The organism is Sphingomonas sp. GW821-FHT09E03 (assembly GCF_059416225.1).
The window spans coordinates 549,884-572,839 of sequence record NZ_JBWKOS010000003.1 but is presented as its reverse complement, the minus strand read 5'-3'; the positions used below and the strand labels follow the sequence as shown (position 1 = coordinate 572,839).

At 66.6% G+C, this 22,956-nt stretch carries 20 protein-coding genes; 8 read left to right on the top strand and 12 right to left on the bottom strand.

All coding sequences use genetic code 11. From position 1 onward, the window contains the following. Positions 1–639, top strand: a 639-nt coding sequence (locus tag AC07M8_RS10355) for a TadE/TadG family type IV pilus assembly protein (protein WP_495174260.1), incomplete at its 5' end; no start/stop codon positions are given. Between the two features lie 217 nt (positions 640–856). Here AC07M8_RS10355 and AC07M8_RS10350 read toward each other — a convergent pair. From AC07M8_RS10350 to AC07M8_RS10330, 5 genes are all read right to left on the bottom strand, one after another. Next, positions 857–2,167, bottom strand: coding sequence for an APC family permease (locus AC07M8_RS10350; RefSeq protein WP_495174259.1), 1,311 nt, complete (start codon positions 2,165–2,167; stop codon positions 857–859). Continuing rightward, complete coding sequence (locus AC07M8_RS10345) at positions 2,164–3,633, bottom strand: S10 family serine carboxypeptidase-like protein (protein ID WP_495174258.1); 1,470 nt, start codon at positions 3,631–3,633, stop codon at positions 2,164–2,166. The genes AC07M8_RS10350 and AC07M8_RS10345 overlap by 4 nt, the downstream gene beginning before the upstream one ends. Beyond that, a complete protein-coding gene (locus tag AC07M8_RS10340) occupies positions 3,630–4,850 on the bottom strand; it encodes a pyridoxal phosphate-dependent aminotransferase (RefSeq protein WP_495174257.1) in 1,221 nt (406 codons plus the stop codon). Before AC07M8_RS10340 ends, AC07M8_RS10345 begins: the two co-directional genes overlap by 4 nt. Positions 4,851–4,924: 74 nt before the next feature. Next, positions 4,925–7,996, bottom strand: a complete 3,072-nt coding sequence (locus tag AC07M8_RS10335; protein WP_495174256.1) for a TonB-dependent receptor — start codon at positions 7,994–7,996, stop codon at positions 4,925–4,927. 189 nt (positions 7,997–8,185) lie between these two features. After that, positions 8,186–9,583, bottom strand: coding sequence for a S10 family serine carboxypeptidase-like protein (locus AC07M8_RS10330; protein WP_495174255.1), 1,398 nt, complete (start codon positions 9,581–9,583; stop codon positions 8,186–8,188). Positions 9,584–9,801: 218 nt separating this feature from the next. Here AC07M8_RS10330 and AC07M8_RS10325 point away from each other — a divergent pair, with 218 nt between their 5' ends. Next, positions 9,802–11,052 carry an aminotransferase class V-fold PLP-dependent enzyme gene (locus tag AC07M8_RS10325; RefSeq protein ID WP_495174254.1) on the top strand — a complete coding sequence of 417 codons (1,251 nt, stop codon included), beginning with the start codon at positions 9,802–9,804 and terminating at the stop codon, positions 11,050–11,052. Positions 11,053–11,072: 20 nt separating this feature from the next. Next, the gene (locus tag AC07M8_RS10320; RefSeq protein WP_495174253.1) at positions 11,073–12,596 is read left to right on the top strand and encodes a S10 family serine carboxypeptidase-like protein; all 1,524 of its coding nucleotides are present in this window, start codon (positions 11,073–11,075) and stop codon (positions 12,594–12,596) included. Between the two features lie 40 nt (positions 12,597–12,636). Here the strand turns inward: AC07M8_RS10320 and AC07M8_RS10315 are convergent, their stop codons facing one another. Continuing rightward, positions 12,637–14,718: an amidohydrolase family protein gene (locus AC07M8_RS10315; RefSeq protein ID WP_495174252.1), complete on the bottom strand. Its 2,082-nt coding sequence runs from the start codon at positions 14,716–14,718 to the stop codon at positions 12,637–12,639. Next, positions 14,718–15,671, bottom strand: a complete 954-nt coding sequence (locus AC07M8_RS10310; RefSeq protein ID WP_495174251.1) for an ornithine cyclodeaminase family protein — start codon at positions 15,669–15,671, stop codon at positions 14,718–14,720. The genes AC07M8_RS10315 and AC07M8_RS10310 overlap by 1 nt, the downstream gene beginning before the upstream one ends. A gap of 81 nt (positions 15,672–15,752) precedes the next feature. On the opposite strand from AC07M8_RS10310, the gene AC07M8_RS10305 reads away from it, so the two are divergent. Continuing rightward, positions 15,753–16,289 (top strand): Lrp/AsnC family transcriptional regulator, encoded by a 537-nt coding sequence (locus AC07M8_RS10305; protein WP_495174250.1) that lies wholly within the window; start codon positions 15,753–15,755, stop codon positions 16,287–16,289. On the opposite strand, the gene AC07M8_RS10300 is transcribed toward AC07M8_RS10305, so the two are convergent. Together AC07M8_RS10300 and AC07M8_RS10295 are read right to left on the bottom strand one after the other, a co-directional pair. Further along, complete coding sequence (locus tag AC07M8_RS10300) at positions 16,281–17,195, bottom strand: DMT family transporter (RefSeq protein ID WP_495174249.1); 915 nt, start codon at positions 17,193–17,195, stop codon at positions 16,281–16,283. The two genes, AC07M8_RS10305 and AC07M8_RS10300, sit on opposite strands and share 9 nt — an antisense overlap. Next, positions 17,192–18,382, bottom strand: coding sequence for an aromatic amino acid transaminase (locus AC07M8_RS10295; RefSeq protein WP_495174248.1), 1,191 nt, complete (start codon positions 18,380–18,382; stop codon positions 17,192–17,194). Before AC07M8_RS10295 ends, AC07M8_RS10300 begins: the two co-directional genes overlap by 4 nt. Before the next feature lie 147 nt (positions 18,383–18,529). Between AC07M8_RS10295 and AC07M8_RS10290 the strand changes: the two genes are divergently transcribed. Then, positions 18,530–19,006 (top strand): Lrp/AsnC family transcriptional regulator, encoded by a 477-nt coding sequence (locus AC07M8_RS10290; RefSeq protein ID WP_495174247.1) that lies wholly within the window; start codon positions 18,530–18,532, stop codon positions 19,004–19,006. A gap of 104 nt (positions 19,007–19,110) precedes the next feature. Beyond that, a complete protein-coding gene (locus AC07M8_RS10285; protein ID WP_495174246.1) occupies positions 19,111–20,808 on the top strand; it encodes a M61 family metallopeptidase in 1,698 nt (565 codons plus the stop codon). Between the two features lie 258 nt (positions 20,809–21,066). Here the strand turns inward: AC07M8_RS10285 and AC07M8_RS10280 are convergent, their stop codons facing one another. Together AC07M8_RS10280 and AC07M8_RS10275 are read right to left on the bottom strand one after the other, a co-directional pair. Beyond that, positions 21,067–21,234, bottom strand: coding sequence for a hypothetical protein (locus AC07M8_RS10280; RefSeq protein WP_495174245.1), 168 nt, complete (start codon positions 21,232–21,234; stop codon positions 21,067–21,069). A 10-nt stretch (positions 21,235–21,244) separates the two neighbouring features. Then, positions 21,245–21,406, bottom strand: coding sequence for a hypothetical protein (locus tag AC07M8_RS10275; RefSeq protein ID WP_495174244.1), 162 nt, complete (start codon positions 21,404–21,406; stop codon positions 21,245–21,247). 142 nt (positions 21,407–21,548) lie between these two features. Here AC07M8_RS10275 and AC07M8_RS10270 point away from each other — a divergent pair, with 142 nt between their 5' ends. Further along, complete coding sequence (locus AC07M8_RS10270; RefSeq protein ID WP_495174243.1) at positions 21,549–21,827, top strand: hypothetical protein; 279 nt, start codon at positions 21,549–21,551, stop codon at positions 21,825–21,827. A gap of 121 nt (positions 21,828–21,948) precedes the next feature. On the opposite strand, the gene AC07M8_RS10265 is transcribed toward AC07M8_RS10270, so the two are convergent. Further along, on the bottom strand, positions 21,949–22,338 hold the full coding sequence (locus tag AC07M8_RS10265) for a nuclear transport factor 2 family protein (RefSeq protein WP_495174242.1): 390 nt from the start codon (positions 22,336–22,338) through the stop codon (positions 21,949–21,951). Positions 22,339–22,435: 97 nt separating this feature from the next. Between AC07M8_RS10265 and AC07M8_RS10260 the strand changes: the two genes are divergently transcribed. After that, entirely contained in the window at positions 22,436–22,645 is a 210-nt protein-coding gene (locus tag AC07M8_RS10260; protein ID WP_495174241.1) for a hypothetical protein, read from the top strand. Positions 22,646–22,956: the final 311 nt, after the last annotated feature.

The following is a 22,956-nucleotide window of genomic DNA, read 5'->3' as shown; positions in this document are numbered from 1 at the left end:
CCGCGCCGGATGTTCGCTCGCCTGCGATCCGACGAGCGGGGCCTGGCGCTGCTCGAGTTCGCGCTGGCGCTGCCCGTTCTTATCGTCTTGATCATGGGTGGTACCGAGATCGCCAATTATACGATTACGCGGCAGCGGGTCAGCCAGCTCGCCCTGCAGATAGCTGACAACGCCTCTCGCATTGGTGACCAATCTGTTTTGAAGAACCGACCGATCTCAGAAAAGCAGATCAACGACCTGTTCATCGGTGCAGGCCTGCAGGCCGGGAGTCTCGATCTCGCTCACCAAGGCCGTGTAATGCTGTCGGGTCTCACGCTCAATGCGCAGAAAGGCCAGTGGCTGCAATGGCAACGCTGCTACGGATCGCTGCCCGCCAGTTCGCATTATGGGGTCCAGGGTGACGGCGCGACCGGAACCAGCTACCCTGGCATAGGACCGGCAGGCGCCAAAGTATTAGCGACAGCCAACGGACCAGTGGTGTTCGCCGAGGTTGCGGTCGCCTATAGGCCAGTAATATCCGGGAAATGGGCGCCACGCGGCAACATCGTTGAAATAGCGGCCTTTGCCGTCCGAGATGACCGTGACACCTCCGGAACGGGCGTGCAGAACAACGAAAGCGTCTCGGTGTCGTCGTGTTGATGCTTGGCGACCGTTGTGACGATAAGAAGATCTTTGTTTCGGATTGCCGTCGTCCACGCCTCTCATCCCGTTAGCTGCCGCTCCGGTTTTTGACTGTCGGCAAACATGAATGAACGGCTAGTTTTGAGCAGCGGCTAACTGGCTCTGGATGTCCGAGTATGGGTCATCTCAAATCGTTGACCTAGCCGGTTATCCTGCACGCAGTTCAATGGCGATCCTAGCTTAACGACGTGGCTATTGCGCTCCGCTTGCTCGCCGCCCGATAGCCAAACCCCACGAGCAGCCAGCCGAGCAGCAGCGCATAGGGCCGCCAATCGGCTTCAAGCCCGACGATTACCAAGGCCAATGCGCATAACGCGCCGGCATAGCCAGCGACGCGCATTCGTGATTTGCTCAGCTTGAACGCCGCAGCCTCGTACAGCGCCGGATGCCGCTCGGTCACGCGCGCAGCGGCGAGGCAGATGCTGCCGTATTTGAGCAGGTTGGGGATGTTCACCGCCAGGAACAGGAAGGTGAGCTCCATCGGCATTAGCAGCCCGACGGCGCCAAGCAGGAACACGGCGACCAACGCGATATGCGGCGTCTGCCACCGCGGGTGGACGCGGCCGAGCGCGGCGGGAAGGGTACCGGCGAGGCCCATGGCGTACAGACTGCGACTGAACATCGCGAACAAGGCGTTCAGCGACTTGCCGATCGACAGCACTGCGGCGAGCACAACCAGGGGCGTCGCCGCCGGCCCCATAAACAGCTTGGCTGCGTCGAGGATCGGCGCGCCGCTGGTACCCAGGGCGTCACCACCGAGCACGCCGAGCGCGACGAAGCCGACCGCGAGATAGAGCAGGGTCGCCGAGCCGATCGACAGGGCAATGCCGAGCGGAATGGTGCGGCGGCTGTCGGCGACCTCTGCGCCGGCCTCGGTCGCGGCCTCGATGCCGAAGAACAGCCCCATCAACAGCGGCGTCGCGGCAATCATGCCGTGAACGCCATGGGGGAAGACCGGCTGCAGCCGTGCCACGTTAACGGCGGTCGCCTCGCCCCAGGCGACGAACACCGCGAACAGGATCAGCATTCCCACCAGCAGCACTTTCTGCACCTGCGTAGCGATGCGGACGCCGAACAGGTTGGCGAGCAATGCGAGCAGCAGCACCGCAAGCATGGTCGGCTTGACCGGCAGCGGCACCAGCATGGAGGCGTATTTGACCAGCACCAGCGCGAGCACGACGATTGCACCGACATTGGCGACGATCCGCACCCAACCGATGTAGAAGCCCCAGGCCGGGTGCAGGAACCGCGCCGGCCAGACAAACGAAGCACCCGACACGGGGCAGGCGGAGCCGAGGAAGGCGTAGCTGATCGCGATTAGGTACATCGGCAGCGCGGCGAGCAGCGCCGACAGCAGCATCGCCGGCCCTGCCATCTTCGCCGCGGGTGCGATCGCCGAGAAGATCGACACGCCCACCGCCGTGCCGAGGCCGAGCGCGACAACGCCCCACAGATCGATGCCCTTGGCGAGCTGCGCCTCGCTCAACGATCGGTTCCGGTGGCGATGAACGCCCGCAGATCGGCCATCAACTTGAGCCAGCTCGCATCGTCCGAATAGGCGACATGGCCGGCGAGGTAATGCACGTTGCGATAGCGCGCCGGCGCGAGCGAGGATTGCGCGAACAAATAGTCAGCCGCGCCGACCGTGGTGGTGAGGTCGTACAGGCCAGAGCCGACGAACAGCCGCAGCCCCGGTGTCGCCGTCATCGCCTGCTCCAGTCGCGCCATAAAGGGCCAGTCGTTGAACGGCGAATCCCCAGCGCCATAATGCCAGTCGCTCTCGCTGCGGACGATTACCTTGTAGCTGGCCGGATCGCCGACGCCGATCTGCGCGAGCTGGCCGATTACCGCCTTACCATAAAGGTCTGAGACCGCGGAAAAGGCGTCTGGCCCGACCGTTGCGCCTGCGCTGGCAGCGCGCGGTGCGGTGTAGCGCGCGTCATAACGGCCGAGCACCTTGCCCTCGCCGCGGAGCATCTCGACGCGGAACTGCTCCTTGGAGATTCGTAGGTCGTGAGCGAGGTAATAGGATTTGGCGATGCCGGTCAGCCGTTCGAGCTTCCCCGCCACCGCATTTCGCGTGACGGGCGCCAGCGCTCGTCCCTGGTAGAGCGCGTCGAGATAGGTGCGGGCGAAAGCGCCGGCCTCCCGCGCGCTCGCCTCGGGGGTGCAGGGGGTGGGGCGTTTGTGGTGGTAGCATGCGATGGCGGCAAGGGTGGGCAGCGCCACCGGATAGGTGACAACATTGCCCGGACGCTGCGATGTTTCGATCATGTTGAGCGCTTGCCCGAGCAGCAGCACGCCGCGCAGCTTGAGCGCAGGATCCTGCGCACGCAGCGCATCGACCATCGCCGCGGCGCGGATCGTGCCATAGCTTTCGCCGAGGATGTAGAGCGGCGCGGCGCTGCGGCCATGGGCGGCGAGCCAGGCGCGGGCGAGCTGCGCCACGGCATCGGCATCGCCCTTGACCGACTGATAGAAGGCCTTGTCGGCATTCGCGCCGAGCGCGGAGAACCCGGTGCCGGGCGGATCGAGGAAGACGAGGTCGGCGACGTCGAGCGGCGTCTCGGGATTGGCGACGACGCTGGCCGCCGCCGGCAGCGGCGCGGCGGGATCCTGGGGCACATGCGCGCGGCTGGGGCCGAGCGCGCCCATCTGGAGATAGGCCGACGCCGCGCCGGGGCCGCCGTTGAACACGAACAGGACGGGACGACTGGCCGCACCGGGATGGACATAGGAGATGTAGCCGGCGGTCGCGTCGGCGACGCCGGGCTTGCTCGCCACCGGCACCAGCCCGACCTCGGCGGTATAGGCGAGGCGCTGTCCATGCAGCACGATGCTCTGCGCGCGCTTGGCCTTGATCTCGGGCGCCGCCTGCGCCGCGGCGGCGGGGGCCCAGCCGACACCGGCCGCAACCAGCCAGAGCGCCAGAGCGGCACGCAGTGTCGTCACGATACCAATCCCCTGGTCTGCTGATCGCGGAAGCGGATCAACCCATCGGTGAGCGCCTGCAAGCCGTAATCGATGTCCGCGGGCGCGCGGGCGAAACCGATGCGGATGTGGCCCGGCGCGCCGAAATACTCGCCCGGCGCGACGATCACGCCGCAGCGGTCCGCGAGCCATTCGGAAAAGCCCACGGTGTCGTCGATCCCGGCAAGGCGCGGGAAGGCGATGCAGCCGAACGCGGGAAGCGTGCCCGTCACCAGCCCCTCGTCGCGCCAATAGGCGTGATAGGATTCCACGATCGGCCGGGCGCGACCCATCGTCTCGCTGCGATAATCGTCGAACGGCTTGGGGTGTTCGAGCACGAGCGCGGCGATCGCGTGCGACAGGTTGGAGATGCCGAAGTCGATTTCCTCGGCGAGCGCGCGGACGCGGGCGATCGGCGCGGGCGCGGCGGCGATCCAGCCGCAGCGCAGCGTGCTGAGCCCGTGCGACTTGGTGAGGCTGCTGACGCTGATCATCGCGGGCGACAATTGGACGGCGGCGGCAGGGCGCTGCGCGGGATCCACATAGTCGGCATAGACCTCGTCGACGACGACATGGATGCCGCGCGCCTCGGCGATGCGGCCGATCGCGGCCAGCGTCTCGGCCGACACGGCCATGCCGGACGGATTGTGGAGGTTGGACAGCACGATCAGCCGCGTCGACGGCGTGATCGCGGCGGTGACGTCGTCCGGATCGATGGTGAAGCCGTCGCCACGCCGCTCGAACCAGTCGACACCATAGCCATAGGTCTGGGCGATGCGGTGGAACAGGTCGAACCCTGGATTTTCCACCAGCACGCGGTCGCCCGGCTGCAGCAACGCACGGTAGATCAGCGACAGCGCGCCGGTGGCACCGGTGGTGCAGACGATCTGGTCGGCAGGGACGGCGTAGCGGCGCGCGAGCTGATCGACCACGAACGGATTGCCGCTCGCGAACGCGCTGGCATAGCGCGAGGTGATGCGATTGGCGAAGCCCTCCAGCACGAAGCTCTGGAGAAGCTCGACCGGCTCGGGAACGGAACTGTCAAACAGGCTGACCAGCAGGTTGCGCTCCGAACGGACGGCACGGATCACCTTTCGCACCCATTGCGAATAGGAGTCCGTGCCGTGTCGCTCGGCGTCGCGCGCCTGTCCACCCTGGGCAGCGGCCAAGGCGAGGTCGGGAAGCACCGGCCGGTTCATGGTTGGGTTGTGTTTTCCGCTCGAGGTCATGGACATCGGGGTGCCGCCCGGCCGCAGTGAGCCGGGCCGGCCCCTCACTTCAGCTTGATCTTGGCGCCGAAATAGAAACGCCGCCCGAGGATGTCGCCATAGGCGATCTGCGGGTAGGACGGATCCTTGTCGGTCAGGTTGTCGATACCGAAGCGCAGCGCGATCTTGCCGACATCCACCTGGGCTGAGACGTCGTGGACGACGTTGGCGACCAGGATCGGGTTGGGCGTGGTCTCGATCGACACGTCCGAACCCGCATGGGTGCGGCCATAATATTCGAGCTGATAGGTGAGGCGGAACGGCCCCTTGGCATAAGCGAGGTTGAACCGGCCGACCCAGGTGGGCGACAGATAGGTGTCGTCGGTGCGCACATAGGTGGCGCCGGTCACCGAGGTGGTCAGCAGCGTGTTGTGGGTCGCCGCGACGTTGAGCTGGAGCCTGCCGAGATCGCTGCCGCCAAACAGGTCGCCCACCCCGAACTGGTAATCGACCATGTAGTTTTCGCCGCGATATTTGACGACGCCGGCGTTGAAGGTGGTGGTGGTGCCGGTCGCGATCGTGCCGCCCGGGCTGATCCCATCGCTGGTGGCGAGGCGGGTAAATGCATTGCAGACGGCCGTGCTCGGGTTGGGATCGTCGTAGCAGGCAGCGGTGAAATCCTCGGTGGTGAAGGCCGAGAGACCATCCTTGAGATCGATCTGGATGCGATCGGCGCTGATCGTCAGGCCGGGCACGATGCGCGGCTGGAGCAGGATGCCATAGGTCCAAGTGTTGGAGATCTCGTTGCGCAGCGAGGCATTGCCGCCGGTGGTGACGGTCGCCGTCTGGAAATTCTCCGAAGGATCCTGGAAGCGCGCCAGCCGGTCGGCCGCGCTGAGCCCGGCGCCGGTGCCGTCGGCATCCACGCCATAGCCGGGATTGGCCTGGAAGATGGCAAGGCAGCTCGCCCGCCTCTGTGCCGGGTTGGGCCCCGAGTTGATGCGATCGGCGTCGCAGGGGTCATAGCCGGTCGAATCGAGCCCGCTGGACGATGGCGCCAAGAGCTGGGTGAGCGTCGGCGCGCGGAAGTTGCGGCTGCGCGAGCCGCGCAGGGTGATGCCGTCCACCACTTCCCAGCGCAGGCCGAGGTCCCAAACATTCTGATGGCCGGCATAACTGTTGTCGACGGCGCGGAACGCGCCCTTCGCCTCGAGCAGCTTGACCAGCGGCAGCTGGAAGTTCTTGCCGATCAGCGGCACGATCAGCTCGGCGGAGAATTCATCGGTGTTGTACCCGCCCGACTGGGGAATCTCCAGCGTGCCGGTGCCGAACAGCCCGAGCTGGTTTGCTTCGAGCGGGTTGAAGCTCGCCTGCTCGTCGCGATGCTCATAGGCGAGGCTGAAGTCGACGGTGCCGGTCGGCAGCTTGACGATCGTGCCGCCGAGCGTGGCGAGCAGGTCGGCCTGCTCGTTGGTCCAATCGAGGCCCGCGCGGGTGCTGACATAATTGCGCGCCGCGGCGCTGACATTGCCGTCGCCGAACGGATTGATCGGCGCGCAGCCGGCGTCGTCATTGGCGGTGCTGGCGTCGGCGTTGATCGCGCAGACGATCTGGCCGCCGCTGGAGACGGCGTTGATCGCATTCTGGAACTTGGCGTTGTCCACCTGCCAGCTGCGCTGCTTGCCCTCGACGCGGGCATAGCTGCCCGATACCGACCAATAGAAGTTGCGGCTGGCGACGTTGAAGTCGCCGTCGACCGACAGCAGACCGCGATAGGTGTCGGTGGCGGTGGTCTGGGTATCGCTGTTGGTCAGGTCGTAGAAGTATTTGGACAGCCACAGCGGCGCGCCGGCGGCGAACGCAGGGCTGGCCGCGCTGAGCGTGCTCTTCGCCGCCGCGGTCAGATAGGGATTGGCGATGTTGAACCGGATCGGGCCGGCATAGGTGCCGTAGGCCAGCACCGTGTAGCTGTTGCCCTGCGGGATCTCGTTGCCGAGCGTGTGGGCGTAGAGCAGCTCCGTCGAGATTTTGACGTGATCGGTCAGGTCATAATGGCCGACCAGATTGGCGGTGTAGCGCTCGACGCCGGTGCGCAGGCCGGCGAGATCCTGATATTTAAAGCCGTCGCCGCCCGAAGCGAAGGGAATGCCCTGGATCGCACCGGTGTTGTAGGGGACGACATTGCCGCTGCCGTCGAACTGCAGCGGGCTGCCGCCGCTCTTGGTGAGGAAGGCGCTGACCGGCGCGGGCGTGCCGAAGATCACGCCGTTGCGGTTGAATTCCCAGAAGGCGGCGTTGAAGATCTCCTTCACCGCGGGGATGCCGTCGGTCGGCCCGGTATCGGCGCTGTTGCTGACGGTCAGGCGACCGAGGTTGGACAGCGGACGATCCGAGAACAGCAGGGACGGCGTCTTCGAATAGCCGACGTCGAGCGCGATGTTGCCGCGACCGTCGGCGAAGTTGGTGCCGGCAGTGCCGCGCAAGCTGTAGGTGCCATAATCGCCGCGGCTGGAGATGCCGTTCTGCGCGTCGAGCTCGAGGCCCTGGAAATCCTTCTTCAGGATGTAGTTGACGACGCCGGCGATCGCATCGGAGCCGTACACCGCGGCGCCGCCGCCCTGGTATACCTCGACGCGGTCGAGCAGCCCGAGCGGGATGATGTTGGCGTCGACGAAGGCATCGCCCTGACCGTCCGTCGCGCCGATGCCGGAGCCGCTGGTGACCATGCGGCGGCCGTTGACCAGCGTCAGCGTGCGGCCGGCACCGAGATTGAACAGGTTGGGGGCCTGATAGCCCGGGCCGCTTGAATTGCCGCTACCGTCGGCCTGGTTGAGCACCGGCGCGTTGGAGGGCAGGTTGTTGAGCGCATTGGCGGCGGTGATGAACCCGCGATCGGTGATCGACTGCGACGTGATCTCCGAGACTGGCGCGGCATTGTCGAGCCCCGCACGGCGGATGCGCGAGCCGGTGACGACGATGGTGTCAGCGCTGTCGGGCGCGGCATCGGCGCTGGTCGCGATCGATTGATCGAGCGGCGCCTGCCTGTCCTGCGCCTGCATGTCCTGCGTCTGCGCCACTGCCGGCATCGCGGCCACCGCAGCGATCAGCGCGGTCGAGGCCATCAGCCTTCGGATCATCGTGGCATGTGCGTGAATCATGAAGCCCCCATCTGTCCCTGTTCTTGCTTTCGGTCCGTCCCGATCCCCGCTCTCGATCGAACCGGGGGCAAGGATAGCGCGGAGCGGCGGGCATTTTCTGGTCGTTGGCGGCCGCGATCAGCGTGACTGGAACAAATTTGTCGTTGTGCCAGGGCTATGCTGCAAAATTTATGCGCCGCCAGCGAGGAAGGCAGACAGGTCTTTTCCGAAGGCGCGGGTTTCGCGCGGATCTTCATACATCATGTGTCCGCCTGCGTAGCAGCGCAGCGTAAAACGGCGGCCGAGCGCCTTCGGCAGCCCGGCGACGGTGTCCTCGTTGCCGATGCAGCTGTTGAGCGAATCGTAGAGTCCGGCGGCGACCCAGACGCGCAGGCCCGGCGCCTTTTGCAGCGCGCGCTGGATCCACGGCTGCGAGGGGCTGGGCGGCCCCTCGCCGGCCATGGCGCGGGCGAGCGATTCCTTGGTGATCGGCGACTGGTCATATTGCCAGTGGTTGCCGACCTCATTGTCGGGTGCATCGAGCCCGGCATACTGCCCCTGCGTGTAGCCGAGCGCGGTGCGATAATAATCGAGCGCGATGCTGCCGTCGGCATGGTCATCGGCAGCCGCCGTCTGGCGCATGTCGAAGATGCCGAGCGTCTTGCCGTCGCGGCTCAGCAGATGGGTGCGGAAATCGCGGGGGGACACCCACAACGTCCGGGCGTCGATGGTCTGCGGATCGAGCCCCTGGTAGCGCGCCAGGCCGGCGACGATCGCGGCGCGCTGGGTGTCGTCCAGCGTCGCGGCGTGGCCGAGCGCGGGGGCATAGACGGTCGCGGCCCAATGACGCGCCTCGGCGAGCGTCTTCGCCTGGTCCACCTGCAAGGCGGGCTCTAGCTTGCCCAGCGCGAAAGCGGTGGCGGTGCGGTTGACCAGCGACAGCGCGCGGCGGCGGTCGCTGCGCGGCTCGTCTCCCAGCGGGATGCCGCCGGAGATGAGCGCGACGCCGTTCACCGGCACGCCTTGGCCGATCAGGGTTTCCGCCACGCCCGAGGCGCGCCAGGTGCCGAAGCTTTCGCCCACTAGGTAGAGCGCGCTCCTGTTGCGGGCATAGGCGGTGCGGAAATCGCGGACGAAGCCTGCGACGGACGCGATGTCGGCGTTGGTGCCGTAGAAGTCGGCGGCGTGCGCGGGCGCGTCGGCGCGGCTGAACCCGGTGCCGACGGGATCGACGAAGACGAGATCGCTCACCGCCAGCGGGCTCGCGGGATTGTCGACCAGCGCGCCGTCCTTGATCAGGCGCGGGCCGATCGCGCGGAACTGCAGCGTCCGCGAGTCCGCGCCAGGGCCGCCGTTCCACACGAAGCTCAGCGGCCGCGCCTTTGCGCCGGGGACAATATAGGCGGTGTAGGTGATCTGGCCGTGCGCCTCGCCCTTGAGGTCGCGCACCGGCAGCGTGCCGATGCAGGCGACATAGGCGAGCTGCCTGCCGGTTATCGTGGCGACGTGGCGGGTCTCCACCGCGTCGCCGGTGCAGACCGCCGCCGCCTGCGCGGCGGGCGCCAGCGAAGCCCCGCCCAGCAGCATCGCGCACCATAAACCCCGTCGCCGCATCGATCATCCTCCTGATGGTCGTGGTAGGCGGGATCGCGGGGCATTTTTATGCGCAATCGGCGGATATAGACGCGTGATCCGTGCTCGCGCCGTCGCTGCGGCAGGGGCAATGACGCAAGACTGCAAAATCTATTCGCGCGAGGTCCGCTACGATGACATCGAGGAACGGGGGGACGAGCGTGGGCTTGGGGATGACACGGCGCGGCATGCTTGCCGGTGCGGGGGCCTTGCCGCTGGCGGCGAGGGTCGGCGCGCAGGCGGCGGCAGCGGCCGTGCCGCAAGCGCTGCCGGACCGGGGGAGTTTCGCGGCGATGCCCGGGGTCTACCTGGACTCGGGTACCATGCACCCGGTGCCGCTCGGCGCCCGTGATGCCGCGCGCGCCTATCTCGACCAGCGCGCCACCATGGCCGGTCATTATCCCACCGACGATGTCGAGGGCAGGGTGAAGGCCAGCTTCGCGCGGCTGATCAACGCGACGCCCGAGGAAGTGGCGTTCGTTCAGAGCACGACGGCGGGCGAGCAGGCGATCATCGACGCGCTCGGCTATCCGCGCGAGAAGGCGCGGATCGTCACCGACACGTTGCACTTCTTCGGCTCCTTCTACCTGTACGAGGAACTGGCGAAGCAGGGCGTCGACGTCGCCTGGGTGCGCCCGCGCGACCCCGCCGGCGTCGCGCGGATCGCGATCGACGACCTCGAGCGGGCGATCACGCCGGGCACGCGGCTGGTCGCGCTGTCGCTGGTATCGACCTACAACGGCTTCGAGCATGATCTGAAGCGAGTGTGCGAGATCGCCCATGCCCGTGGCGCGCTGGTCTATGCCGACATCGTCCATGCCGCCGGCACCGTGCCGATCGACGTGCGCGCTACCAACGTCGATTTCGCTTCCTGCGCCAGCTACAAATGGCTGATGGGCGATTTCGGGCTGGGTCTGCTCTACGTCCGCGCCGATCTCCACGATCGGCTGACCCGCACCCGCTTCGGCTATTACCAGCTCGCCGGCTTCGGACCGCACGTCTACCCGCTCGATCCGCCCGCGACCAACGCCGACTATCCCGTCGCCGACGTGACGCCGCGGCCGGACATGGAGGGCCTGTTCGCCGGCGGCACGCATGCGCACGCCATCTCGGCGATGCTCGGCTTCTCGCTCGATTACATCCTCGGCATCGGCGTCGAGCGCATCGCCGCGCACCGCCAGCCGCTGCTGCGCCGGTTGCACCAGGGGCTCGCGGCGCGTGGCTATACCGTGGTGACGCCGCCGGAGAGCCGCACGCCGCTCGTCACCTGCGTGCTGCAGGGCGCGCACGACAAGCTCGCCGCGCCGCTCAAGGCCGCGGGCGTGCAGATCACCCTGTCGCGCAACCGCTTCCGCGTCTGCCCGTCGGTGTTCAACGACATGGACGACATCGAGCGCCTGCTCGCCGCGCTGCCGCGCGCCTGACTTTCACACAAGGACCTTCGATGCGCCGCTTAGCCTTAATTCCCGCGCTGCTCCTGGCCACCGCGCCTGCCGCGCTCCATGCCCAGGACGACGAAGGCAGCGCGCCGATGTCGCCCGCGTTCCTGCGCGCGATGGACCCGATGGTGCCGCGCGATGCCGCCAGCGAGCGCGTCGTCACCAGCCGGCACATGGTGACGGTGGGCGGGCACAAGCTCGCCTATCGCGCGATCGTCACCGAGCAGCCGATGCCGGGACCCGATGGCGCGCCAGTCGCCGTCGGTGTCAGCTATGCCTATGTCGCGGATGGTGTGAAGGAGCCCGCCCGGCGCCCCGTGCTGTTCGTGTTCAACGGCGGCCCCGGCGCCTCCTCCTCGCCGCTGCACCTGCAAGCCTTTGGCCCGCGCCGCCTGATCGGCAAGGGCGATGCCGCGCATTTCGAGGACAATCGCTTTACCCTGCTCGACACCGCCGACCTGGTGTTCATCGACCCGGTCGGCACCGGCGCGTCGATGCCGATCAAGGGCAAGGATGCCAGCGGCTATTTCGGCGTCGGCGGCGATGCGCGCGGCGTCTCGTCGATCATTGAGCATTGGCTGGCAGCCAACGGACGGACGAGCTCGCCGGTACTGCTGATCGGTGAGAGCTATGGCACGTCGCGGGCGCTGGCGATCCTCAACGAGAATGTGAAGGCCAAGAAGCCGCTGCCCGACGGCGTCGTGCTGCTGTCGCTCGCGATCGGCGACAGCGACGGGCCGGTGGTGTCGGACGCGGTGCTGCTGCCGACGCTGTCGGCGGTCGCCTGGTACCACCAGGCAATCGATCGCGGCGGGCGCAGCGTCGAGCAGCAGTTCGATGCGGCGCTGCATTTCGCCCAGACCGATTATGCCGCTGCGCTGATGCAGGGCCCGGCATTGCCCGCGGCGGACAAGCATCGCATCGCCGAGCGACTGTCGGCGCTGATCGGCCTGCCCGCGGCGACGCTCGAGGCGGACGACCTGCGACTGGACAGGCGTGGCTTCATGCTCGGGCTGCTCGCCGCCAAGGGCCTGCGCACCGGTCAGCTCGATGCGCGGGCGACGCGGCTGATCGCTGAGAGCAAGCTGCGGCCACCGTTCGACGACCCATCGATGTCGCTCGGCTCGGGAACGGGCGGTGCCGCCTCGGTCGAAAGCTATCTCAAGGACGAGCTCGGCTATGCGGTGCCGAGCCCGTATCGCAGCCTCAACCTCGGCATCAATTTCAAGTGGAGTTGGGATAAGGATTATGGCGGCAGCTATCGTGCGATGTCGTTTGCGCCCTATCTGAAGGCGGCGATGGACGCCAAGCCGGGCCTGCGGCTGTTCGCGGCGGGCGGCTATTACGACATCACCACCCCGGCCTATGCGGGCGAGTTCGCGCTCGAGCAGAATGGCGTGCCCGGCAACCGCATGGCGTTCCATCGCTATGCGGCGGGGCATTCGACCTTCGAGGACGATGCCGGCCTGGCGGCGCTGAGCGGAGACCTCCACCGGTTCGTTGCGCAGGTGGTGGCGGAGAAGAGGTAGCGGCGCAGGGACAGTGCCCCTGCAACAGCGGGGGCACGCGTCAGTAGAGGAACTCGTCCATCGCGTCGTGTGCCGGTCCCGCACCGGCAGCCTTCGGCGCGGCGGGTGGCAGCGTCAGCATCGGCGCCGGCGCGAACGGCTTGACCCCAAAGGCCGGCCAGATTTCCGACGGGAAGTAGATCGCCCCATCCTTCACCACCATGGCGATGCGATGCAGCTCGGCCAGGTCCTTGGTCGGGTCCCCGGGCAGCAGGATGAAGTCGGCGAGCTTGCCGCGCGCGATCGAGCCCAGTTCCTGGTCGCGGTTCATATATTGCTCCGGCGCGAGCGTGCCGAGGCGCAGCACCTCGGGGATCGGAATGCCGGCCTCGTGGTAGATCGCCAGCTCGCGATGGACCGATAGGCCGGTCTGGTCGTCGGTGCCGGGCAGCAGGCGGATGCCGCGGTCGTGGAGCAGCTTGAGCGTCTGCTTCACCTTGGCCATCGCGCCGTCGTAAGCGGCGGCATCGGCCGGGCCCGCGATCGGCGCGATCGCCTGGCGGCGGCGGCGCTGGAGGCCGATCGGCAGGTGATCGATATAGTCGGCTACTGCGGGATTGGGCACGCCGTCGCGGCCCTTCATCAGCAGCTCGAGCGTCACTGCGGTCGGATCATGCGCGATCCTGTCCGCGACCATCAGGTCGATCGTCTTCTGGACCCGCGGCGAGGCGAGGTCGAGGCCCGCGGTGCGCTTCATCGCGGTGAGGCGCAGCGGGGTGCGGGTGTCTTCGTCGGGGTTGAGCACCCAGCCCAGCATCAGCTGGTTGATGTGGGTAATCTCGCTGTAGCCGGCGCCGATCATCGCATCGGCGTTGGTGAACGCGGGGATATGGCCGGTGACGGTCATGCCCAGGCGGTGCGCCTCGCGGGTGATCGCGGGCACCCACGCAGGGTTCATGCTGTTGTAGATCTTGATCTGCCAATAGCCTCGCGCGGCATACCAGCGCACCGCGTCCAGCGCCTTGTCCTGGCTGTCGACGACGATGCCAAGCCGTGCCGAATAGGGGCTGCGGCCCTCAAGGAAGCCGTTGGGGAGGATGCGCGGCCCTGCGACCTCGCCGCTGGCGATGCGGCGCATCAGATCGGGCAGGAAGGCGTTGTCGTTGCCCATGTCGCGCACTTCGGTGACGCCCGCGGCGATGTAGAGCATCGCCGACTCGAGGCTGACGTGCGCGTGCATGTCGTGGAGTCCCGCCATCAGCGTGCCGCCGCCGCCGTCGACCAGCGCCTCGCCCGGCGAGGCTGGCGTGTCGAGCGGCTGGATGCCGGTGATCCGGCCCCCGGCGAACACCACCGATACCGGCGCGCCGAGCGTGCCCGCGACCGGATCGAACACCCGGACATTGCGGATCCGCACCGGGGCATCGACGGTGTGCGCAAACCGCTTCTGCAGGGCGGCATAGCGATCGGCGGTGAGCCTGGTCGCCAGGGCCGCGAGCGCCGGAACCTCGCTCTCATGGCCTTCGCGCACGGTGGCGCCGCCGGTGTCGAGCACCGCGAACAGCCCGCCGTCACAATCCAGCAGGATCAGCTCTGGCGACAGATCGATGCCGCTGATCGCATAGGCCTGATAGATGGTCTTGCCGATTGTAGCGGGACCCAGCTTGTCGAGGTGCAACTGGCCGCCGGGAAGCGCGGTCAACGTCCCACCCGGCGCCTTGAGCAGGGCACGGGCATACATACCCAAGGCCCAGGGGCTCGCCGCCTGACCGATGTAAAGGCCGGTGCCCTTTACCGGCGCCTCGCGCGCGCCCATCGAGTCGCTCCAGCGCGCGGTGGCACCACTGCGCGCGAAGCGCTCGTGGACGTCGCCGCCGAAGGTCGCCTTGCCGTCGAGCGTCCAACTCACCGGCAGCCCGTCGGCACCGAGATCAAGCGCCTCGTCCATGGTCGGGCCGCGGCCGTTGTTCTTGACGTCATAGTGGATGGCGACGTGGCTGCCGGTCCGCACCGCATCGACGGTGCCGACCTTCTCGCCATTGGCGACCACCGACAGCCGCTCATGCTGCGGCTGGGCCAGCGCGGGACTGCAGGCCAGCAGGGTCGAGACGGCAAGGGCGGCGCGCAATGGGGAAAGAGGCATCAGCGACGCGTGCTCCGGTAGAGATGGGCGGCGGCGGCAAGGTCCTGCACCGCGTGGCCGAGGGACTTGTAGATGGTGATGTCTGCCTCGCTGATCCGCCCTGGGACAAGCCCGAACAGCACCTCGCCGATCTCGCCGAGGATGTGATCGTCGGTGACTATGCCGGCATCCCGCGCCACCAGGAATTCCGCAGCCGCATCGCGCGCGGAGGCCTTGCTGTCGGCGATGTAGCGGCTCTTGGCGACCAGCGCGCTGTCTACCTCCACCGGCCCCGGGCCGCTGGAGCCGACGAGATTGAGATGGGTGCCGGCTTGTACCCAGTTGCCCAGGATCACCGGCTCGCTGGCGGTGGTGAGGGTGCAGATCACATCGGCTTCGCCGGTGGCGGCCTTGAGATCGTCGACCCGTTCGGCGGGAAGCTCGGGGTAGGCGGCGACCAAGGCATCGGCCTTGGCGCGCGAGCGGCCCCAGATCAGCACCCGGGTGAAGTCGCGCACCAGGGGCAGCGCCTTGAGATGGGTATGCGCCTGGCCGCCGGTACCGACGATCAGCAGCGTCCGCGCCTTCTCGCGGGCGAGGATGGCCGTCGCCACCGCGCTCGCTGCGGCGGTGCGGATATGCGTGATCTCCTCGGCATCCGCCACCGCGACCGGGCGGCCTTGCTCGGGTTCGAACAGCACCACCAGCCCGCGGTGGCGGCGTAGCCCGGGATTGGCCGGATCGGCGAACACGCTGATGGCCTTGGTGCCGAACATGTCATGCTCGCCCAGTGCGCCCGGCATCTGCGCGAACGTGCGCCCCGCACCCAGCGAGATCATGGTGCGCAGCAACTGCCGGGTGGTGCCGGCCGACAGCGCGATCATCGCCTCGCGCACTGCCTGGATGCAGTCGGCATAGCCCAGCCCGTCACGCACCGCCCGGCTGTCGAAAATAGCGAGCTCGTCCCTGGTCATGATCTGCCCCGTTGATCGGCAGCCGCCCCCCGGCCTCCGGCGATACGATTAAGACGGCTGGTCTGCGATTGCATGTTGATTGTGACCGCGCTGCCGGCGATCATCGGATTATCTATCCACACCGGGCCGGAAGCACGCATAACCATGGCAGACGACCTCGACCGCCTCGACCTCAAGATCCTCGACCGCCTGCAGATCGATGCGTCGGAATCGTCCAGCGAGATCGCCGATCGCGTCGGCCTCTCACAATCGCCCTGCTGGCGGCGGATCCAGCGGCTCAAGGAAGAGGGCTATATTCGGGCTCAGGTCGCAGTGCTGGACCGCGAAAAGTTTGGCGAGAGCATGTATATTTTCGCCCAGCTCAAGATGGGGCGGCTCAGCGACGAGGGCCGCGAGCGTTTCATGCGCGCAATCGACGAGATCCCGGAGATCACCGAGGCCTATACCCTGTTCGGCGAGATGGACGTGATGCTGAAGGTCCTCGCCCCGAGCATGGGCTGGTACCAGAACTTCACCTTCCGCACACTGCTCCGCCTGCCTGGAGTGGAGGACATCCGCTCGATCGCGACCCTGTCGGAAATGAAATGCACCCACCGGCTGCCGCTGCCCTCAGCCTGATCTGGTCCGCGACAGGGCGAAGCCGATTCCGACCAACGCGAAACCGCCGATCTCGGCCGGCCCGATCGATTCATGCAGCAGCAGGATCGCGAACAAGGTGCCGAACACCGGCATCAGGTAGAAGAACAGTCCCGCGCGCGCCGAACCGACCAGCGCCACCCCGCGGTTGAACAGGAAGAAGGCGAGCACCGACGGGCCGAGCGCGAGATAGGCGAGCGCCGCCATCCCGACGCGATCGTGCACCGGCAGCGGCGCGCCGAGCGCGAGCTGGAACGGCAGCATCAGCAAGACGGCGCCGGCGAAGGTGAGGAACAGGAAGCTTGCCGGATGGAGCCGCGGCCGCCGGCGCAGCAGCGTCGCGTACAGGGACTGCGACAGCATCGCGACCCCGGCCAGCAGCGTGCCGGCGTTGAGCGCGCCCGAGGCGCCGGGCTTGGCGAGGATCACCGCGAGCACGCCTGCCAGAGCGAACGCCATCGCCACCAGCTGCATCCGGCTCGGCCGCTCGCCGAACAGCAGCAGCCCGCAACCGAGGATCGTCACGGGGATCGCCGACTGTACCAGCAATGCGGAGGTGGCGCTGGTCTGGCGCAAGGCGTAATAAGCGAGGGTGTTGCTGCCCGCGAGGCCGAGCGCGGCGAGCAGCAGCAGCATCGGCCAGCCGCGGCGGATTGCCGGCCCGTCCGCCTTGAGGTGGGGCAGGGCGAAGGGCAGGGCCACCGGCATCGCCAGAGTCCAGCGCCAGAATGACAGGCTGACCGGTGGCAGGCCGTGCGGCAGCGCGCGGCCGAGCACGAAGTTGCTCGCCCATAATGACGCGGCCAGCGTCAGCAGCAGATAGGGGCTGTTCCACAGCGATAGCCGCTCGCCGCGTGGGGCACCGACGGGAAGCGCAAGCGTGCTCATGCCGTAACGTCGGCGGCGGCGAGATCGCGCAGCGCGTCGCAGAAGCGCGCCACCCCATTGGTGTCGAACCCGGCGATGTTGATGCGGCCGGATCTGGCCATGTAGACGCCATGCTCGTGGCGCAGGAAGTCGATCTGCGTCGGGGTGAGCGGCAGCGTCGCGAACAGGCCCTTGCCACGGGCGATCGGCGCAAGATCGACGGCGCCGATCCGCCCTTGTGCGGCCACCGCCGCGCGCAGGCCGTTCAGCCGCGCTCGGACCTCGCCGAGTTCATCCGTCCAGAGCGCGGTGAGATCGGCATCTTCCATGATGATCCGCACCGTCGTAGCACCATGATCGGGCGGCATCGACCAATTGGCACGGGCGAGAGCCAGCAGGTTCGACTGGATGACGGCGCCGAGGTCCGCATCGGGCACGGTGGCCCACAGCGCGCCGACTCGCTCGCGATAGAGGCCGAAGTTCTTGTCGCACGAATAAGCGAGCAGGCCGTAGCGGGCCTGCGCCAGCACGAAGCGCGCCCCCGCCGCATCCTCCTCCCAGCCATCACCGAGCCCCTGATAGGCAAGGTCGACCAGCGGCAGCAGCCCGCGTTTCGCAATCACCTCTGCCATCGCCTGCCAATCGGCCGGCGATGGATCGATGCCCATCGGATTGTGGCAGCAGCCATGCAGCAGCACCGAGTCGCCCGCGGCGGCACCGCCGAGCGCGTCGAGCCACCGCGTCGCGTCGAAGCGCTGGGCGGCGACGTCGAACGCGTCGATGCCGACCGGCTCCACGCCTGCCGCCAGGAAGATGGGGGCGTGGTTCGCCCAGCTCGGCGACGCCAGCCAGATCCGTCTGGTGCCGGCGCGCGCGAGCAGTTCGGCGGCGAGGCGTAGCGCGCCGGTCCCGCCGGGGGTCTGCAGGCCCTGCCAGTGGCGGGTGAAGCCGGCGCCGAACACCGCCGCGCCGAGCAGCGCGACGAAGGTCTTGTCGCCCTCCGGCCCGAGATAGGATTTGCTGGTCTGGGCGGCGAGCAGCCGTTGCTCGGCCGCCTTGACGGCGCGCATCACCGGCGTGGCGCCGTCGGCGGTACGGAACACGCCGACGCCGAGATCGATCTTGCCGGGTCGCGGATCGGCCGCATGCAGCCCGATGATCTTCAGCAGCGGGTCGGCGGGTTGTTGCTTGAGCAATTCGAACGGCATCGGGCGACCCGCATAGTAGAGAGGTGATGCGTCATTCTAGGCGGGGCACGATGCAATGTCCGTGCAGGTTTACGCTGCGGCGCAGCATTTTTGCATGAACGATGCGTACATCTGGTGTTCGGCGCACAGCTGTTGCATCATAGGCTTATGGCACGCGACATAGATCGGTTTGACACCCGCATACTCGAGGTGTGGCAGGCGCATGGCGATATCGGCCCGGTGGAGATGAGCGCCCATGTCCACCTCTCCGCCTCGCAATGTTCGCGGCGGATGCAGCAGCTGCGCGCCGACGGCTATGTGGCGCGCATTGTCGCGGTGCTCGACGCCGGGAAGCTCGGGCTCGGGGTCAGCGCCTATGTGTTGATCACCTTGCGCTCGCACGAGCCCGATTGGCTCGAGAATTTCCACGCCCGGATCGCATCGATGGACGAGGTGCTTGAATGCCAGGCGCTGACCGGGGCGGCCGACATCATCCTCAAGGTGGCCACGCGCGATCTGGCCAGCTTCAACCGATTGCTCACCCGCGACTTGCTGACCGCGCCGGAGGTGGCCACCGCGCGATCCAGCATCGTGCTGGAGGATCTCAAAAGCACGACCAACCTGCCGGTGCGATTCGCCGGCTGAGCCACGCATGCGCATAATTCATGCGGCAGCCGACCATTTCTGTCCACCCTGCGCGTCATTGTCGTTGGCCACCGTTGCTAGGCTGCGAACGATCAGGAGCTCCCATGGCCAACCACTATCGCGTCGCTTGTCTGCTTTCCCCGGCGCTGCTGCTGCTCGTCGGCGCCGCCGATCCGTCGCCGCCGGAGCTGATCGTCAGCCTTGCTCCCGCGGCCCCCGACGCTGCGCAGCACATCCCCTTCGTCGATGTCACGCTGACCGCGCAGGGCATCCACGCCAAGGCAGGGGAGGCCCTGTTCGTGGTGCCGTTGGTAGCCAACACGGTGGTGACTAGCGGCAAGGACCTGCAGCGCCTAGGCTTCGCCAATGAGATCGGTGCGATCGCCGCGACGGTCGAGGACAGGGCGGACGACGGTTCGAACAGCACGCGGCGCTGGTTGGCGCCACGCGCGGTGGATGGCACGGTGACGGTGCATTATCGGGTGCCGATTGACGCCGCGGCGCCGCCGCTGGCGCTGCCGCAATATGAGATGCGCACCGAGGGAGCCACCTTCTCCGCGGCCGCCAACGCCTTCCTGCTGCTGCCGGCCGACACCGTGGCGCGGGTGGCCCGCATCCAATGGAATTTCGCCGGATATGGCGCCGGCGGGATCGGGGTCTCCAGCTTCGGCATCGGCGATGTGACCGCCAAGACGCCGCTCAGCGCCGACAAGCTCGGGTCGGTCTATTACATGGCGGGCCGTGTCGGTACCGCCGGCCCGGCTGCCGATGGCTTCTTCGCTGCCTGGCAGGGCACGCCGCCGTTCGCGATGGCGCCGCTGATGGCCTGGGCCGGCGAACTGCACCGCTTCTACGGCCGTTTCTTCGGCTATACGCCGCCGAGCTTCGGCGTGTTCGGGCGTACCAACACGCGCAACCCGGGCAGCGGCATCGGCCTTACCGACAGCTTCGCCTATACGTTCAACCAGACCTCCACGCCCAAAGATCTGCGCTCTCTGCTCGCGCACGAGATGCTGCACAGCTGGGTCAATTCGCTCGATTCATCGATGGACGCGGCCGATGGCCTGGACCGCTCGTGGTTCGGCGAAGGGCTGGCGGTGCACTATCAGCGCACCCTGCCTTATCGGGCGGGCATGATCTCGGCGGACGATTTCCTGAAAGACCTCAACGACACCGCCGGCCGCTACTACACCAACATCAAGATCGCGACGCCTAATGCCGACATCCCGGCCGGCTTTTGGCGGGACACGCGGATCCGCGTGCTGCCCTATGATCGCGGGTCGCTGTATTTCGAAACCGTCGACGCCCAGATCCGCGTGCGGTCCGGCGGCAAGCGATCGCTCGACGACATCGTTCGCGCAATGCTCGCGGCGCGGCGGCGTGGCGAGCCGATGAACGAGGTGCTGTACCGGCGGCTGCTGGTCAACGAACTGGGTGGCAAGGGTATCGCCGATTTCGAAGCGATGCTTGCCGGCGGGACGGTGCTGCCGCCGTCCGACGCCTATGGCCCTGGGTTCCGCCGCGTGACCAAACCGCTCCGGCGCTACGATCTCGGCTTCGACATCACCTCGCTGCAGGCCCGGCCAAAGATCGTGCGCGGCCTGATAGCGGGCTCCAATGCCGAGCGGGCAGGCCTGCGCGATGGCGACGAGATCCTCAACAGCTTCCCGCAGGACGCGCTGCAGGGAGATCAGCAGGCGTTCGTGACGCTCGACGTCAAGCGAGAGGGCGCCACCCGTCAGCTGCGCTACCAGCCACGCGGCGAGCTGGTGCAGGCGTATCAATGGATGCCGGTCCGATGAAGCGCTCTTGCTCGGCCACAAGGTCCCAGCGGCGCTCTGCTGGCGCGTCCGGCATCTGGTTCCATCCGAATGGAGGCAGACGTCCAAGCTGAACGAATGACGGAAGTTGGGAGGCAGGCGACGGGGCTGGAATGTCCGCTTCTGGGTCAGGTTGGCGGTTGGATCTGATCTCCAAGCTCAACGATACGGTGTCCCGCGCTTCCTGCGCGGCAGCCAAGTGGCCACTCCTTCTGGTACGACGCGTAGATCGCTTGCGCTTTAGCTCGGGTGAGCTTCAACTTCGCTGTCGTCACTGCGATCACGGATCCGTGCTTTAACGTCAGCTGCAGCCGCGGCGGTCTGCTGGTCAGGGACGCCAGCATCCCGCTCTGCCTGCGCAAGCGCCAGCACATCGGCATCAGTCATCTTGTTGAGGTTGCTTTCCACGCTTGTCTCCTTAATTGAGTTTGCCACTGCCGCTACCGTCTGTCGCCGTCTTCGCCTGACCCTGTTCGCTAGAGTCAGAAGCAGGCTTGTCACCTGGAGTCTTGTTCACCTCTGGATTTTTACCCGGCAGGCTATCTTTGGCCGCATCCTCGGTGTTTTTCGGATCTGACATGACATGTTCCTCTCGGGCATCAACGCTGCAAGACGGCAATCGGGTACGTGCCGAGAGTGTCTTCGCTAGGGTATAGCTGAGGCTCGTACCCGATATCTGCTTGCGGACGTTCTCCTGGTGACACCAGCCGATTGGAGCACCGATGACGACTTACCCGCTAAGCGAAATGGCGACGATCTACGCTGTGGAAGAGAGTGGCGACGCTACTTCAACCGTGGTGGGCCAAGGCACGCTGGCAGACTGCGCCGATATTGTTGCCGGGTTTGACTGGCGCAAGCAAAAGTCGATCGTCATACAAATGGATAATCTCGATCTCAGGTTTGGACCCCGAGAGATCGGCGAACTGCTGCAGTTCCTGCGCGACGAAGGCGCAGGTCTATCGAACAGCCAGATCGCGGATATCAAAGACCCCGCCTCATGAGGATGGGTTAAGTCGGCGAGATGCTTACGCCGCTAGGCGATTGTGGCTCGTTTGCGGCCGCCACACTGATCAGCGTCATTTGATCATACCAGGCCGACCAAGCTCACCCGCCGATTTCCCCTTAGTCCAAAGTAAGATATAGTTCCGCTTCGATCCGCCAGCTGGCGCCGAACTGCCGCCATTTGGCAGTGTATGTGCCCGAAGCAAGCACACTGTCGTTGCTTGCGGCGATCGCAGACCAGGCTCCATGCTCGAATGCGATTGGCTCGACACTGGAGACGATAATTGTCTCAGGCACGCGAACGTAGATCGTGCGATCAGCTGCGGCAAACTCTCGCTTCCAGGTCGCGAGCTGTGCCTTGCGACCCGAAATCACCGCGCTGTCGGTGCCGGTGACGAGGACCACATGCTGAGCCAGGATGGGCTCAATGGCGACGACGTTGCCGTCGGCAAGCGCCTGGTTGAAGGCAGCGCGGCCGAGACGGATGGCGAATTCGGAAGCCGCGGTCATACTGCCTCCTACCGTCACCCGGGCTTGTGGTCACCGCAGTTAAGCGGATTTAACGATCCTTCCCGCACCACGCCTGCCGACGTAAACGTACGCACCCATGATGGCGAAGGTTGGGACGGGTGTTCGAGGTCTGGGACAAGCCGGTGCGCGTGAGGATTTACTGCGGCTGGTGGGTAAATGCGTATCCAGCGGGGTAGCGGAGGCGATCATGGTCGCGATCGCGCCAAGCCCGGCAATCGAACTGCTGGAACAGGCGCAAGCATGGTCGGCCGAGGGCGGTGTATCAATGACGGTATTCAGCGACTGAGCAACGCTGGCCACACGGCCGCTCCTGTGGGCACCCACTCCGACGCTGGAAGCGGCGGCAACGCTGCCTGCGTGCATTGAGCAGCGCCTGATCGAAGCGGAGGCGCCGGCAGAGGTATTGCTGCTTTGGAGCAGCCTCATTGACCAGGCGGATGAACTATAATCTTTGCCTGAAGTCGGCCCGCTACGCCTACAACCACTATTGTGCGCATAATCGAGGCGGCAGGCGATCTCTGTGTGCGGTATTTTGCATAGGACGCGAAGATTTGCGGCCCTATGAAGATTGTACGAACCCGCCGCACATCAAGGAAA

Coding starts and splice junctions, on each gene's coding strand:
- AC07M8_RS10260 (WP_495174241.1), top strand. CDS start 22,436: ATGATGGCGAAGGTTGGGACGGGTGTTCGAGGTCTGGGACAAGCCGGT.
- AC07M8_RS10285 (WP_495174246.1), top strand. CDS start 19,111: ATGGCCAACCACTATCGCGTCGCTTGTCTGCTTTCCCCGGCGCTGCTG.
- AC07M8_RS10340 (WP_495174257.1), bottom strand. CDS start 4,850: ATGAACCGGCCGGTGCTTCCCGACCTCGCCTTGGCCGCTGCCCAGGGT.
- AC07M8_RS10275 (WP_495174244.1), bottom strand. CDS start 21,406: ATGTCAGATCCGAAAAACACCGAGGATGCGGCCAAAGATAGCCTGCCG.
- AC07M8_RS10295 (WP_495174248.1), bottom strand. CDS start 18,382: ATGCCGTTCGAATTGCTCAAGCAACAACCCGCCGACCCGCTGCTGAAG.
- AC07M8_RS10320 (WP_495174253.1), top strand. CDS start 11,073: ATGCGCCGCTTAGCCTTAATTCCCGCGCTGCTCCTGGCCACCGCGCCT.
- AC07M8_RS10300 (WP_495174249.1), bottom strand. CDS start 17,195: ATGAGCACGCTTGCGCTTCCCGTCGGTGCCCCACGCGGCGAGCGGCTA.
- AC07M8_RS10330 (WP_495174255.1), bottom strand. CDS start 9,583: ATGCTGCTGGGCGGGGCTTCGCTGGCGCCCGCCGCGCAGGCGGCGGCG.
- AC07M8_RS10335 (WP_495174256.1), bottom strand. CDS start 7,996: ATGATCCGAAGGCTGATGGCCTCGACCGCGCTGATCGCTGCGGTGGCC.
- AC07M8_RS10290 (WP_495174247.1), top strand. CDS start 18,530: ATGGCACGCGACATAGATCGGTTTGACACCCGCATACTCGAGGTGTGG.
- AC07M8_RS10325 (WP_495174254.1), top strand. CDS start 9,802: ATGACACGGCGCGGCATGCTTGCCGGTGCGGGGGCCTTGCCGCTGGCG.
- AC07M8_RS10315 (WP_495174252.1), bottom strand. CDS start 14,718: ATGCCTCTTTCCCCATTGCGCGCCGCCCTTGCCGTCTCGACCCTGCTG.
- AC07M8_RS10270 (WP_495174243.1), top strand. CDS start 21,549: ATGACGACTTACCCGCTAAGCGAAATGGCGACGATCTACGCTGTGGAA.
- AC07M8_RS10265 (WP_495174242.1), bottom strand. CDS start 22,338: ATGACCGCGGCTTCCGAATTCGCCATCCGTCTCGGCCGCGCTGCCTTC.
- AC07M8_RS10310 (WP_495174251.1), bottom strand. CDS start 15,671: ATGACCAGGGACGAGCTCGCTATTTTCGACAGCCGGGCGGTGCGTGAC.